Genomic DNA, 13,849 nt, shown 5'->3' with positions numbered 1-13,849 from the left:
GCACAGAGCACGGTCGCCTATTCGGGCAAGGACACGATCGCGGACTTCGCGGCCGGCGACAGGATCGACCTGTCGGCGATCGATGCGGACGGCGACGCCGGCAACGGCGACACCGCCTTCGCCTTCGGCACCGGCGGCTTCACCGGCGCCGGCGCGGAAGTGCGGATCGTCGCGTTCGCGGACGGCCGCCAGGGCGTCTATCTCGACGTCAACGGCGACAGGAACCCGGACGCGATCATCAACGTGATCGCCGACCATGCCCTGACCGCGGCGGATTTCGTGCTCTGACTCAGGCCGGCTCGGGCGTCTCGTGCGCCCGGGCCGCTATCCCGCGGCCGGGCAGAAAGGCCATCGCCGACACCGCAAGCGAGCGGGCGCACCGGGCGATGGCGGAGGCGCGTCAGTCGAACGGGATCGTGACGGTGATCCCCGGTGGCGGGGTCGGGGCCACCACCACCGGCGGACGCTCATAATAGATCCGCGGCCGGTACCGGCGCGGTCCGTCGCACTTCACCTCTTCCTTGTACTCGCCGTCGTCCCATTTGCGTTCGTACTTGCAGCGGCCGTCGCGCCATTCCTGCTTGTAGTCTCCGCCGCGCCAGCCCCAGCCGTGGCCGCTCTCGCGATCCTAAGGCGTCCTCGATTCCGAGAAATCTCTGACGGCCTCTGTCGGCGGATTCGACCGGGCAGCATCGGTCGGTTCCGCTTCCCGCTCCCTGCGGTCAATCGCGTTTGCTTGTGCCGGTGCGTTATGTCCAGCTAACTATATCGCATGCCCTCGACTCAACCCGCCGCTGCCCAGCGCAGCCTCCCCGCCGGTTTCCTCGGAGGAGCTGGGATTGGAACGCTCGGCGGGCTGATCGGGCTCGGCGGTGCCGAGTTCAGGCTGCCGCTGCTAATTGGGCTGTTCCGTTTCGTCGCGCTCGAAGCGGTCATCCTCAACAAGGCTATGAGCCTCGTCGTCGTCGCGTCGGCACTGCTGTTCAGAACGCGGGCCGTTCCACTCGATGAAGTGCTCTCCCAGTGGCCTGCAGTGGTCAACCTGCTGGCCGGCAGCCTTCTCGGGGCCTGGTTCGGCGCAGGCTGGGCAACCCGACTTCGCTCTGAGACGCTGTACAAGGTGATTGCCGTTCTCCTGGTCGTCATCGCCGTCGTGCTTCTGCTCGAACATCAGATCACAGGTGGTGCAGCGCTGTTCAGCGGCCCGGCCCAGCTTGTCGCGGGTGTGGCCGCCGGTTTCGGCATCGGCATCTTCGCGGCTATCCTTGGGGTCGCAGGTGGAGAGCTCCTCATTCCCACCCTGGTGTTGTTGTTCGGGGCGGACATCAAGCTCGCGGGGAGCCTTTCCCTTGCTGTGAGCCTGCCGACGATGCTGGTCGGCTTCACGCGCTACAGCCGGGACCAGAGTTTCAGCGTGCTCGGCCGCAATCGGCTTTTCGTGCTGGTGATGGCCGTTGGCTCCATCGTCGGCAGCTATATCGGGGGATTGCTCCTCGGCGTGGTGCCGAGTGCAATTTTGCTGCCGATCCTCGCGGCGATCCTCGTCGTCTCGGCCGTCAAGGTCTGGCAGCACAGGTAATCGCGCGATGTCCGCTCTGCACCTTTCCGGACCGGCTCCTGCCGAGGCGCCCCCGCGGCGGCCGGGTCGCGAAAAGGTGATCCGTCCTCGCGGGCGCAACCTGTGTAGACTTAATCCGCAGATCTGTTCATGATATGTTCCATGGACATGGCGCAGACCGATGGCGAGGCGGGCGAGGCCCGGCCGTCCGATCCCGACCTGAACTGGACGGGATGGGCGCTGGAGAAGCTGCGCGAAGTGGTCGAGATCGACATCCGCTGCAAGCGACTGACCGAGCGGCAGCAGCAGGCCACCCTGGCGGGGCCGGAGACGCCGGACTTCCCGCTGATGCAGTCGCGCCTGTCCCGCTCGATCCGGCTGTCGATCGCGATGGCCGAGCGGATCCGCGGCGACTATCTGCACCGCCGGGCCGAAGGCGAGGAGTCGGGGGCGCTGGAGCGCCGCCGCCGGCGGCGGGAGCAGGCCGGCCGTGGTCGAGGCGGTCACGGCCGCCGAGGCCGCGGACCTCGCCGCGGCCGGCGAGACCGTCGATCCCGAGGAAACCGAACGCCTGCGGTCCGAGGTGTGGGAGAAGCTGACCGAGGACGAGGTGCTGGACGTCCAGCTCGACACCTTGTCGGCCGATGAATTCGTGCGCGAGGTCTGCCGCTGGCTCGGCTGCCGGCTGGATCCTAGCCGGCTGCCGCAGGGCTGGGACGACGTCGTCCGGGCCAATGACAACAACGTCTGCGGCGGCCCGCCGGCGGAGGCCGCCGGGAGCGTCGCTGGTGATCACAAGCCCGGTGAGGGTTGGCCTGAGCAGTTGGATCAACTCAAGGACGACCGTCCGTCGTCCGCGCTCCCGAAGCCGGACAGCAGTTGAGCGCCGGTGCGGATCATGCCCGGCCCTTCCACCCGCATCCGCAGCCTTCCATTCTCCTCCTCCCCTTGCGGAAGGAGGGAAGGGGAGGGGTCTGCGCGGTCCGCGCGCCTATACGCGGCCCGGCCCCGGATGACATCCCGGGGGCTTGACCTTCCCACTGTTGGAAGCTCCATCTCAGAAGGAGAAAGCTCCAGGAGGACGGAATGGAACTCAAAGTTGAAGGCATGACCTGCGGCGGCTGCGCCGAGGCGGTGAAGCGCGCGGTCCGGGCGGCGGCGCCCGGCACCGAGGTCGCGGTCGACCTGGCCGGCGGCCGGGTGACGGTGTCGCCCTCGGGCGCGGCGCCGGACGCGGCAGCCGTGGCCGCGGCGATCGACCGGGCCGGCTTCCACGCCCGGGTGACGGGCTGATCGGGCATCGGCGGGAGGGAGGAGAGCGGGGCGCCGGCCGGCGCCCCGCGTCGGGCTGGCTTCCGATGGGACGGGTTTAATAACCCCGCATGCGTTCGGGTAGTTCCCGTCGCGCGCAAATCCATGTATGTCCTGGGGTCGCCTCGGGCCGCGTCGTCCTGCCTTGCAACCCCGAATCAGAGTGGCGCTATGCTGAGAACCCGTCGTCGCAAGTCTTTCCTCGGTGCCATGGCCGGCCTCGCCCTCGCGGCCGGCGTTGCTCTGCCGGGCGCGGCCTCGGCGCAGAACGTGCAGTACATCTCCTCCAGCCGCGACTGGCACGCCTTCCAGTTCACCGAGAACGGCAGCAAGGCCTGCTACATCGCCTCGAAGCCGACCAAGGCCGAGCCGGCCAATGTCCGCCACGGCGACGTGTTCATCCTGGTCACCAACCGGCCGGCGGAGAAGCAGAAGAACGTGGTCAGCCTGCAGGTCGGCTACACGCTGAAGCAGGGGGCAGACGTCACCGCCTCCATCGGCGGCAAGAACTTCCAGCTCTTCACCGACGGCAACACCGCCTGGTCGCGCGACGCGGCGGCCGACGACGCGCTGGTCGGCGCGATGAAGGCCGGCTCGACCATGACGGTCAAGGCCACCTCCTCGCGCGGCACCGCCACCAGCTACACCTTCTCCCTCGCCGGCATCTCGGCGGCGCTGGGCGAGATCAACAAAGCCTGCGGCGCCTGACCGCAGGTCCCTTTACAATCCCACGGCCCCTTCCCTTGGGGAGGGGCCGTCGCCATTTCAGGGTCCTCCGGAGGTCCCGATGGGTATTGAGACGCACGCCACCACCTTCGCGCCGCCCGCGCCCCGCGCCGACGGCCGCATCAACCTGGTCGGCCTCGACCGCGCCGAGCTGGCGGAGACGCTGGCGGCGCTGGGCGAGCCGGCGTTCCGCGCGCGCCAGCTGTTCGGCTGGATCTACAAGCGCGGCGCCACCGATTTCCAGGCGATGAGCGACCTGGCCAAGGGCCTGCGCGCCAAGCTGGCGGACGGTTTCGCCCTCGACCGGCCGCTTGTGGTACGGCAGCAGCAATCCTTCGACGGCACCCGGAAATGGCTGGCCCGGATGGAAGACGGGCAGGAGATCGAATCGGTCCATATCCCGGAGGAGGATCGCGGCACCCTCTGCGTCTCCTCCCAGGTCGGCTGCACCCTGACCTGCAAGTTCTGCCACACCGGCACCCAGCGCCTGGTGCGCAACCTCGAGGCGTCGGAGATCGTCGGCCAGGTCATGCTGGCCCGCGACGTGCTCGAGGATTGGGGGCGGGAAGGGGACGACCGCCAGCTCACCAACATCGTCATGATGGGGATGGGCGAGCCGCTCTACAATTTCGAGAACGTGAAGCGGGCGCTGAAGCTGGTGATGGATCCGGAGGGCATTGCCCTCTCGCGCCGCCGCATCACCCTGTCCACCGCCGGCGTGGTGCCGCTGATGAAGCGCTGCGGCGAGGAGCTGGGCGTCAACCTGGCGGTGTCGCTGCACGCGGTGACGGACGAGCTGCGCGACCAGATCGTGCCGATCAACCGGAAGTACCCGATCAAGGAGCTCTTGGACGCCTGCCGCGACTATCCCGGCGTCAACAACGCCCGGCGCATCACCTTCGAATATGTGATGCTGAAGGGCGTCAATGACACCCCGGCCGATGCGCGCGAGCTGGTGCGCATCCTCAAGGGCATCCCGGCGAAGATGAACCTGATCCCCTTCAACCCTTGGCCGGGCGCGCCTTTCGAGTGCTCGACGCCGGAGGCGATCGAGCGCTTCGCCGACATCCTGATGGAGGCCGGCTACGCCAGCCCGGTGCGGACGCCGCGCGGCAGCGACATCCTGGCCGCCTGCGGCCAGCTGAAGTCCGACAGCGTGCGCCAGCGCGCCTCGGCCCGCGCCGCGGCGGCCACGGCGGCGGTGCACTGATCCGTCGCCGATGACCGAGACCCTTCCGCAATCCCCCAAATCGTCATGGCGAGCCCCGAAGGGGCGTGGCCATCCAGCGGCACCGGCCCCTGGATCGCCACGTCGCTTCGCTCCTCGCGATGACAGCGTGGGTTGGGCCTTCTGAAAAGATGACCGTCGCCGAGTTCCTCCGCACCCCGGGCGCCTGGGCGCTGCTCTTCGCCCTCTTGGCGATGCCGGCGCTGGCCCGCATGCTCGGCCGCGCTGGCCTCGCCCGCGGCTGGGCCCTGCTGGCGCTGGTGCCGCATTTCGGCGTGCTGCTGGTCTTTGCCGTGCTCTTGTTCCGGCGCTGGCCGGCGGTCGCGGCGGCCGGGGAGGGGAAGCGATGAGCGGCGTGCTCGAGACGCTGTCGGCGCTCTACGGCCCCGCCTGGATGACGGCGCTGCCGCATTGGGGCGCCAACCTCGTCATCGGCGTCTACATCGTCCTGCTGATGAGCTTCGCCGCCTATGCGCTGGTGAAGGCGCGGGTGACGCCGCTGTGGTCGATCCTGCTGCTGGTGCCCTATCTCGACGTGATCGTGCTCTGGGTCATCGCCTTCATCCGCTGGCCGCGCATCGACGGGCCGCGGCCGCACGTCGTCCACCGCGGATGAGGCGGCTCCGCCCGGCGCTGGTCCTGGCCTGGCTGGCCGTCTGGTCCGGCGCCGCGGCGGCGGAAGCCGACATCCGCGGCTGGGACGGCCTCACCTGGGGCATGACCGCGGACCAGGTGCGGGCCGCGCTGCCGCAGGCGGTGCCTCTGTCCCCGCCCTGGGATTTCGGCCCGCTCTATGCCGACCGGATGGTGCGCGACGTGGTGGTCGGCGGCATCGCCTTCGACCTGGTGCCGGAGCTGGCGCGCAAGGACGGCCGGCTGGTCCAGATCCTGTTCGAGCGGCGGTCGCCGATCCCTGGCCCGGCCGAGCTGCAGGCCTTCGTCAACGACCTGCACGCCCGGCTGGGGCCGCCGGCCGAAAGCTGCGTGGTCGAGACCGGCCTGGTCACCCGGCTGTGGCGCCTCCCCTCGGCCCAGGTGGCGCTGACCGCGGTCGACTTCTCCGCCGACGGCAGCCGCGGCCGGCTGCAGCGCCTGCTGCTGCGCTACACCGCCGCCGACCGGGCGCCGCCCTCGCCTTGCGAACGGGACAGACCCAGAACGTGAACGCGATGGCAACGGAAACGCTTCATTCTGAAACGATCGCGGTCTAGGGTTGGAATCCGATCGAACGCCGCGATTGCCTCTCCGCCCATCAGGAGCATTGAGAATGACGAGCTCGTCCGAATACGTGCCGCCGAAGGTCTGGACCTGGGACAAGCCGAGCGGCGGCCAGTTCGCCAGCATCAACCGCCCGATCGCCGGGCCGACGCATGAGAAGGAGCTGCCGGTCGGCCGCCATCCCTTCCAGCTCTATTCGCTCGGCACGCCGAACGGCCAGAAGGTTACGATCCTGTTCGAGGAGCTGCTGGCCGCCGGCCACAGCGGCGCCGAATACGACGCTTGGCCGGTCCGGATCGGCGACGGCGACCAGTTCGGCAGCGGCTTCGTCGAGATCAACCCGAACTCCAAGATCCCGGCGCTGGTCGACCGCAGCGGCCCGACCCCGGTCCGGGTCTTCGAATCCGGCGCGATCCTGATGCATCTCGCCGAGAAGTTCGGGGCCTTCCTGCCGGCTTCGGGCGCCGCCCGCGCCGAATGCCTGTCCTGGCTGTTCTGGCAGATGGGCAGCGCCCCCTTCCTCGGCGGCGGCTTCGGCCATTTCTACGCCTATGCCCCGGTCAAGATCGAATACGCGATCAACCGCTACGCCATGGAGACCAAGCGCCTGCTCGACGTGCTCGACCGGCGCCTGGCCGAAAGCGAGTATGTGGCGGGCGACGAGTACACGATCGCGGACATGGCGTGCTGGCCCTGGTATGGCGGCCTGGCCCTGGGCCGGGCCTATGGCGCGGCGGAATTCCTCGATGTCCAGAGCTACAAGAACGTGCAGCGCTGGGCCAGGGCGATCGACGCCCGGCCGGCGGTGAAGCGCGGCCGCATCGTCAACCGCATGACCGGCGACCCGTCGGAGCAGCTGCACGAGCGCCACGACGCCAGCGACTTCGAGACCCGCACCCAGGACAAGCTCGCCGCGGCCGGGGGCTAGCCGTTCCACGCCGATCAGGGCGCGGACGCGTTCGCGCCCTGATCGCGCCGCATGGCTCGCATGTTGCTCGCCCGCCGCGATGCTCCTAATGTCCGGCGGTTTTTTCTTGTGGAGGCAGGCATGGCGGCGGAAGGTCGGCAAGAGGGGCAGCAGCAGGTCAAGAAGGTGGTTCTCGCCTATTCGGGCGGGCTCGACACCTCGGTCATCCTCAAATGGCTGCAGGAGACCTATCGCTGCGAGGTCGTGACCTTCACCGCCGATCTCGGCCAGGGCGAGGAGCTGGAGCCGGCGCGGAAGAAGGCGGAGCTGCTCGGCATCAAGCCGGAGAACATCTTCATCCGCGACGTGCGCGAGGAGTTCGTGCGCGACTTCGTGTTCCCGATGTTCCGCGCCAACGCCCTCTATGAAGGCGTCTACTTGCTCGGCACCTCGATCGCCCGGCCGCTGATCTCCAAGCACCTGGTCGAGATCGCGGCCGAGGTTGGCGCCGATGCCGTGGCCCACGGCGCCACCGGCAAGGGCAACGACCAGGTCCGGTTCGAGCTCTCGGCCTATGCCCTGAACCCGCACATCAAGGTGATCGCGCCCTGGCGACTGTGGGACCTGACCAGCCGCACCCGCCTCCTCGCCTATGCCGAGGAGCGGCAGATCCCGATCGCCAAGGACAAGCGCGGCGAGCCGCCCTATTCGACCGACGCCAACCTGCTGCACATCTCCTACGAGGGCAAGGCGCTGGAGGACCCCTGGGTCGAGCCGGACGAGGCGATGTACACCCGCTCGGTCAACCCGGCCGCGGCGCCGGATGAGCCGACCTATGTCGAGATCGAGTTCGAGAAGGGGGACGCCGTCGCCATCGACGGCGTGCGCCTGTCGGCGGCGGCCCTTCTGACCAGGCTGAACGAGCTCGGTGGCCAGAACGGCGTCGGCCGGCTCGACCTGGTCGAGAACCGCTTCGTCGGGATGAAGAGCCGCGGTGTCTACGAGACCCCGGGCGGCACCGTGCTCTTGACCGCCCACCGGGCGATCGAGTCCGTCACCCTCGACCGCGGCGCCGCCCATCTCAAGGACGAGCTGATGCCGCGCTACGCCGAGCTGATCTACAACGGCTTCTGGTACTCGCCGGAGCGCGAGGCCATCCAGGCGCTGATCGACAAGACCCAGGAGCGGGTCAACGGCACGGTCCGGCTGAAGCTGTGGAAGGGCAATGTCATCGTCGCCGGCCGCAAGAGCCCGAACAGCCTCTACCGCCTCGACTACGTCACCTTCGAGGAGGATTCGGTCTACGACCAGCGCGACGCGCAGGGCTTCATCAAGCTGAACGCGCTGCGCCTGCGCCTCGGCGCCATGGCCCGCGGCAAGTAGCCCAAAAGGAAAGCGCCCCGCCGGGAAGGCGGGGCGCGGTTCTGCCGGGCGGGGCCCGATCAGACGTAGGTGAAGTCCGACGCGGTCAGGCCCAGCGCCGCCAAATCGGCCACGCTGTGGACATTCGACAGCTCGACGAAGGTGTCCGCATGGTTGGCCGAGGTGACATAGGCCAGGTTGCCGGTGCCGGTGGCGCTGTCGTAATAGGCGATGATGTCGCCGGCGGCCTCGCCCGAGATCCCCGCCGCGGCGGCATCGGCCGAGACGAAGCTCTTGTCCGTGACCACCACCACCGCCTGGCCGTTCGCATCGGCTGCGGCGCCGCTGAAGAAGCTTTCCGCCGCGCCGCCCGACGTCCCGTCGCCGTTGTCGACGAAGTTGGCACCCTCGCCGTCGCGGCCGAGGCCGGCGGCGTCGAAGGCGAAGCTGTCATGGGTCGGGTCGAAATCCCTGACGGTGGTGAAGCCCTGGGTCGAACCGAACTTCGGGTCATGGAAGCGGAACAGGAAGGTGTCGTCGCCGGCGCCGCCGGTGAGATAATCCCTGCCGTCACCGCTGATCAGCGTATCGGCGCCGGAGTCGCCGTAGAGCTTGTCGTTGCCCTCGCCGACATTGGTGCGCGCCGTGTCGCGGCCGTTGTCGCCGGCGAGGACGTCGTCACCGATGCCGCCATAGACGGCGTCGTTGCCCTCGCTGCCGAAGACGTGGTCGTTGCCGGCGCCGCCATAGACGTGATCGATGTTCTGGCCGCCGAAGACGAAGTCGTCGCCGTCGTCGCCATAAACGGTGTCGTTGCCCTGGTCGCCGTTGATGTTGTCGGTCCCGGCGCCGCCACGGACGGTGTCATCGCCGAGATTGCCGTTGAGGACATCGTTGCCATCGTCGCCGCGGATCAGGTCGTTGCCCGAGCCACCATCGACGTTGTCGTGGCCGCTACCGCCCTTGGCGACATCATTGCCCCACCCGGCCCGGATGACGTCGTTGCCGAGGTCGCCGTTGATCCGGTCGTGGCCCCAGGGATCGACGATCAGATCGTCACCCGTGCCGCCGACAAGGATGTCGTCCTCCAGTCCTCCGACGATCAGATTTGGCATGTCTGACTACTCCTTTATGCGGGAAACCTTATGCCCAGGAGGCATAATACTCAGAATCATGACCGTTGCATGAATCATCACAAGATTTCCCCTATGTCTACACGTGGAGTTTGGTGTGAAATCTGAGAATAATGTATTGCGCATTTTGGCGGAAATTTCTTAAATCGCTGTACATGGCTGCCACTCTGGCGTCGCGAGGCGCGAACTGAAAGCTGTGTCCGAGATGCAACCGTTGAGACAGTTTCCACGGAAACGCGATTTTCTGACGATCGAATCTCGAAAATTGGCTCCTCGGCCTCATGGGAGCGAATCTGAAACCAGACTCGGCCGCCGGAGGGTGAGTGTTCGGGGGGGCGTCGACGTATCGAAACCTGCTTCCACGCGGATCGACTGGGCCGGCAGGATGATCAGCGCCAGGCGATAGGCCTTCGGCAGGGCATCTTTCGTCGCCGCGGCGGGCACCGCCGACAGCACGCGTGCGATCGGAGTGGCCGCCGCTCGGCGCAGTCGCATGAGGATTCCTGCGTCACCATCCGCCGGAGGCTAGCCGCTCGCACTTCCATATTCAGTTGGATACGTCGCCTGGCATATGCAGATATTCCAGTCGGTTGCGGCTTGCGCCGCTGCGCCGCCCGTCCGCGCAAGTTTCGGTCGAATCCGCGCTTGGCGTCTAGGCGATCGTCGCCACGGTCCCTATTTGATTGGCTTCGGCCCACTTGGCCGGCCGGCCGGGATCTCATTCGGCCGTGAACGACGGCGGCTTCGGCCGCCCACTGGAGTAAGACGTATGGCGACTGGCACCGTGAAGTGGTTCAACACCACCAAGGGCTTCGGGTTCATTCAGCCGGACAACGGCGGCAAGGACGTGTTCGTCCACATCTCGGCGGTCGAGGCCGCTGGCCTGCGATCCCTCAACGAGGGGCAGCAGGTCACGTTCGAGCTGGCGCGCGGCCGCGACGGCCGGGAGTCGGCGGCGAACCTGCAGGTCTCCTGACGGTCCGCAGCGAGCGCTGAATCGAAAGGGCGGCATCCGCGAGGGTGCCGCCCTTTTCGTTTGGATCGCTGCGGCGATCCGCGTCAGCGATGCCGCGATCGGAACCGCTCACGCGGCGCCTCGCCGATCCGGGTGCCGGCGCGGGCGCCACGCAGGGCGGTCGGCTCGCGCCACGGCAATGCTGCGACCGGCTCGGCGATGATGCGGCGCACTGCCGCGTCGTCGACGACGGGGCGGGGCGCCTCCGCCGCCCCCGAAGACCCCTCGACCAACTCGGTCAGGGCATCATAGACCTGCCGGATGATCTCCGGCACATGCGCCGTCGATGTTGCGGTGGTGCGGAGATGGGCGGCCACGATCGCGGTCGTGACCTCGAGAACCTGGTTTGGTGTCGCCAGCGCCGCGCCGATTTCATCGATGGGCATCCGGCCCCCTCTTGCTGTTGTTGCTGTCCGGTCACCCTCCAAGGACGTCCGGGCGGCGACGCCTATTCCGCCCGGGATCATCCTTTTGGACGATCACCCCCCGGCCCGGCATCTCCACCGCGCTTCAAGGCTTGAGCGGCGGTTCGGTTCCCTGATCGGCGCATGGTGCGCCGGATGGTCGCTCCTGTTGCTGCGGTCCGGCCGCCACCAGGACGCCCCAAAGAGAAAAGCCCGGCCGGGGCCGGGCTCCTCCGAAAGACGGTGCGGACGGACGCTTACGCTGCCTGCTTCACCATGCTGCGCAGCACGTATTGCAGAATGCCGCCGTTCTTGAAGTATTCCAGCTCGTCCAGCGTGTCGATGCGGCAGAGCAGGGGCACGTCCTGGCGGCTGCCGTCGGCGCGGGTGATGGTCAGCACCATCTCCTGCCGCGGCTTCAGCCCCCGGGCGATGCCGAGGATGTCGAAGGTCTCGGTGCCGTCCAACTTCAGGTCCAGGCGGGTGGTGCCGCCGGTGAACTGCAGCGGCAGCACACCCATGCCGACCAGGTTCGAGCGGTGGATGCGCTCGAAGCTCTCCGCCACCACCGCCTTGACGCCGAGGAGGCGGGTGCCCTTCGCCGCCCAGTCGCGGCTCGAGCCCGTGCCGTACTCCTTGCCGGCGATGATCACCAGCGGCACGCCCTCGGCCTGGAAGCGCATGGAGGCGTCGTAGATCGGCAGCACATCGCCCGAGGGCTGGTGCTTGGTGAAGCCGCCTTCGACGCCCGGCACCAGCTCGTTGCGGATGCGGATGTTAGCGAAGGTGCCGCGCATCATCACTTCATGGTTGCCGCGGCGGGCGCCGTAGCTGTTGAAGTCGAGCGGCTGGACCTGGTGCTCCAGCAGGTACTCGCCCGCCGGGCTGTCCTTCTTGATCGAGCCGGCCGGTGAGATGTGGTCGGTGGTGACGCTGTCGGCCAGCACCGCCAGCAGCCGGGCGCCGCGCACGTCGGTCACCGGCTCCGGCTCCTTCTGCATGCCGGTGAAGAAGGGCGGATATTGGACGTAGGTCGAGCCCGGGTTCCAGTTGTAGGTCTCGCTCTCCGCCGTCTCGATCGCCCGCCACTCCTGCGGGCCCTCGAAGACGTTGGCGTAGCGCCGGCGGAACATCTCCGGTGTCAGGCACTTCTCGATCGTCTCGGCGATCTCCTGGCTCGTCGGCCAAACGTCCTTCAGATAGACCGGCTGGCCGTCGCTGCCGGTGCCTAGCGGCTCGGTGGTGATGTCCTTGGTCATGCTGCCGAGCAGGGCATAAGCGACCACCAGCGGCGGCGAGGCCAAGTAGTTCGACCGCACATGCGGGCTGATCCGGCCCTCGAAGTTGCGGTTGCCGGACAGCACCGCCGCGACGTTCAGGTTGCCCTTCTCGACCGCCGCCGCGATCGCGTCCGGCAGCGGGCCGGAATTGCCGATGCAGGTGGTGCAGCCATAGCCGACGGTGTTGAAGCCGATGGCATCGAGATCGGCGTTCAGGCCGGAGGCGGTGAGGTACTCAGTCACCACCTGGCTGCCCGGGGCCAGCGAGGTCTTGACCCAGGGTTTGCGGGTCAGGCCCTTCTCCCGCGCCTTGCGGGCGACCAGGCCGGCCGCGACCATCACCGACGGGTTCGAGGTGTTGGTACAGCTGGTGATCGCCGCGATCACCACGTCGCCGTGATCGAGCTCATGGTCCATGCCCTCGACCTTGGTCGGGGCCGGGGCTGTGCTGGTGTCGGCCAGCAGCTTGGTGAAGGCGCTGGCGGCCTGGCTCAGGGCGACCCGGTCCTGCGGCCGCTTCGGCCCGGCCAGCGACGGCTCGACGTCGCCGAGGTCCAGCTCCAGCGTGTCGGTGAACACCGGGTCCGGCGTGCCGGCGTCGCGCCACATGCCCTGGGCCTTGGCATAGGCCTCGACCAGGCGCACCCGGTGCGGGTCGCGGCCGGAGAATTCGAGGTAGCGCAGCGTCTCGGCGTCGATCGGGAAGAAGCCGCAGGTGGCGCCGTATTCCGGGGCCATGTTGCCGATCGTGGCGCGGTCGGCCAGCGGCATGTGGTCCAGGCCCTCGCCGTAGAACTCGACGAATTTGCCGACCACGCCCTTCTTGCGCAGCATCTGGGTGACCGTCAGCACCAGGTCGGTGGCGGTGCGGCCCTCCTTCAGCTTGCCGGTGATTTTGAAGCCGATCACCTCGGGAATCAGCATCGACACCGGCTGGCCCAGCATCGCCGCCTCGGCCTCGATGCCGCCGACGCCCCAGCCCAGCACCGCCAGGCCGTTGACCATGGTGGTGTGGCTGTCGGTGCCGACCAGCGTGTCGGGATAGGCGACCTGGCTGCCGGTGTTGCGGTCCTTCTCCACCCACACGGTCTGCGCCAGGTATTCCAGGTTCACCTGGTGGCAGATGCCGGTGCCGGGCGGGACCACGCGGAAATTGTCGAAGGCGGTCTGGCCCCAGCGCAGGAAGGCGTAGCGCTCGTGGTTGCGCTCGAACTCCAGATCGACATTCTTCTGGAAGGCGGTCGGGGTGCCGAAGGCGTCGACCATCACCGAATGATCGATCACCAGGTCGACGGCGGAGAGCGGGTTGATCCGCTGCGGGTCACCGCCCAGCGAGACCATCGCCTGGCGCATCGCGGCCAGGTCCACCACTGCCGGCACGCCGGTGAAGTCCTGCATCAGGACGCGGGCCGGGCGGTAGGCGATCTCGCGGTCGGAGCGGCGGTCCTTGAGCCACTGAGCCATCGCCTTGACATCGTCGACCGTGACCGAGCGGCCGTCCTCGAAGCGCAGCAGGTTCTCCAGCAGCACCTTCAGCGAGAAGGGCAGGCGGGCGACGTCGCCCAGCTGGCCCTGGGCCGCCTCGAGGCTGAAATAATCGTAGCTCTTGCCGTCGACCGTCAGCTGGCGGCGGGTCTTGAGCGTGTCATGTCCGGTGAAGGTCACGGAAGGGCTCCTTCGGTCGAAGGCTGGTCGCGATGGGCTGTG

General features: G+C 68.1%; 16 protein-coding genes. 12 read left to right on the top strand and 4 right to left on the bottom strand.

Annotated features, from left to right (window positions below; all coding sequences use genetic code 11):
* The 11 genes from KXR53_RS14145 to KXR53_RS14095 form a co-directional block, all read left to right on the top strand.
* The coding region (locus tag KXR53_RS14145; protein WP_437375816.1) for a hypothetical protein at window positions 1-288 on the top strand (288 nt) is incomplete at its 5' end.
* A gap of 484 nt (window positions 289-772) precedes the next feature.
* Window positions 773-1,579, top strand: a complete 807-nt coding sequence (locus KXR53_RS14140; protein WP_437375815.1) for a sulfite exporter TauE/SafE family protein — start codon at window positions 773-775, stop codon at window positions 1,577-1,579.
* Between the two features lie 469 nt (window positions 1,580-2,048).
* Complete coding sequence (locus KXR53_RS14135) at window positions 2,049-2,441, top strand: hypothetical protein (protein ID WP_437375814.1); 393 nt, start codon at window positions 2,049-2,051, stop codon at window positions 2,439-2,441.
* A gap of 203 nt (window positions 2,442-2,644) precedes the next feature.
* Window positions 2,645-2,851, top strand: a complete 207-nt coding sequence (locus tag KXR53_RS14130) for a cation transporter (protein ID WP_437375813.1) — start codon at window positions 2,645-2,647, stop codon at window positions 2,849-2,851.
* A gap of 189 nt (window positions 2,852-3,040) precedes the next feature.
* A complete protein-coding gene (locus tag KXR53_RS14125; protein WP_437375812.1) occupies window positions 3,041-3,577 on the top strand; it encodes an invasion associated locus B family protein in 537 nt (178 codons plus the stop codon).
* Between the two features lie 79 nt (window positions 3,578-3,656).
* A complete protein-coding gene (gene rlmN / locus KXR53_RS14120; RefSeq protein WP_437375811.1) occupies window positions 3,657-4,805 on the top strand; it encodes a 23S rRNA (adenine(2503)-C(2))-methyltransferase RlmN in 1,149 nt (382 codons plus the stop codon).
* Between the two features lie 149 nt (window positions 4,806-4,954).
* Window positions 4,955-5,173 (top strand): hypothetical protein, encoded by a 219-nt coding sequence (locus tag KXR53_RS14115; RefSeq protein WP_437375810.1) that lies wholly within the window; start codon window positions 4,955-4,957, stop codon window positions 5,171-5,173.
* On the top strand, window positions 5,170-5,439 hold the full coding sequence (locus KXR53_RS14110) for a hypothetical protein (RefSeq protein ID WP_437375809.1): 270 nt from the start codon (window positions 5,170-5,172) through the stop codon (window positions 5,437-5,439). The genes KXR53_RS14115 and KXR53_RS14110 overlap by 4 nt, the downstream gene beginning before the upstream one ends.
* On the top strand, window positions 5,436-5,987 hold the full coding sequence (locus tag KXR53_RS14105) for a hypothetical protein (RefSeq protein ID WP_437375808.1): 552 nt from the start codon (window positions 5,436-5,438) through the stop codon (window positions 5,985-5,987). Before KXR53_RS14110 ends, KXR53_RS14105 begins: the two co-directional genes overlap by 4 nt.
* A 103-nt stretch (window positions 5,988-6,090) precedes the next feature.
* Complete coding sequence (yghU, locus tag KXR53_RS14100) at window positions 6,091-6,969, top strand: glutathione-dependent disulfide-bond oxidoreductase (protein ID WP_437375807.1); 879 nt, start codon at window positions 6,091-6,093, stop codon at window positions 6,967-6,969.
* A 120-nt stretch (window positions 6,970-7,089) separates the two neighbouring features.
* Window positions 7,090-8,331 (top strand): argininosuccinate synthase, encoded by a 1,242-nt coding sequence (locus KXR53_RS14095; protein ID WP_437375806.1) that lies wholly within the window; start codon window positions 7,090-7,092, stop codon window positions 8,329-8,331.
* A gap of 59 nt (window positions 8,332-8,390) precedes the next feature.
* Here KXR53_RS14095 and KXR53_RS14090 read toward each other — a convergent pair whose 3' ends face one another.
* Together KXR53_RS14090 and KXR53_RS14085 are read right to left on the bottom strand one after the other, a co-directional pair.
* Window positions 8,391-9,425, bottom strand: a complete 1,035-nt coding sequence (locus KXR53_RS14090; protein WP_437375805.1) for a calcium-binding protein — start codon at window positions 9,423-9,425, stop codon at window positions 8,391-8,393.
* Between the two features lie 297 nt (window positions 9,426-9,722).
* Window positions 9,723-9,938, bottom strand: coding sequence for a hypothetical protein (locus KXR53_RS14085; RefSeq protein WP_437375804.1), 216 nt, complete (start codon window positions 9,936-9,938; stop codon window positions 9,723-9,725).
* A gap of 274 nt (window positions 9,939-10,212) precedes the next feature.
* Here KXR53_RS14085 and KXR53_RS14080 point away from each other — a divergent pair, with 274 nt between their 5' ends.
* Window positions 10,213-10,419, top strand: a complete 207-nt coding sequence (locus KXR53_RS14080; RefSeq protein ID WP_138887178.1) for a cold-shock protein — start codon at window positions 10,213-10,215, stop codon at window positions 10,417-10,419.
* Between the two features lie 83 nt (window positions 10,420-10,502).
* On the opposite strand, the gene KXR53_RS14075 is transcribed toward KXR53_RS14080, so the two are convergent.
* Entirely contained in the window at window positions 10,503-10,844 is a 342-nt protein-coding gene (locus tag KXR53_RS14075) for a MucR family transcriptional regulator (RefSeq protein ID WP_437375803.1), read from the bottom strand.
* 275 nt (window positions 10,845-11,119) lie between these two features.
* Window positions 11,120-13,807 (bottom strand): aconitate hydratase AcnA, encoded by a 2,688-nt coding sequence (gene acnA / locus KXR53_RS14070; protein ID WP_437375802.1) that lies wholly within the window; start codon window positions 13,805-13,807, stop codon window positions 11,120-11,122.
* Window positions 13,808-13,849: the final 42 nt, after the last annotated feature.

Source organism: Inquilinus limosus, assembly GCF_051487185.1.
Lineage (GTDB): Bacteria > Pseudomonadota > Alphaproteobacteria > DSM-16000 > Inquilinaceae > Inquilinus > Inquilinus limosus_F.
This window is presented reverse-complemented; position numbering and strand designations above follow the sequence as displayed.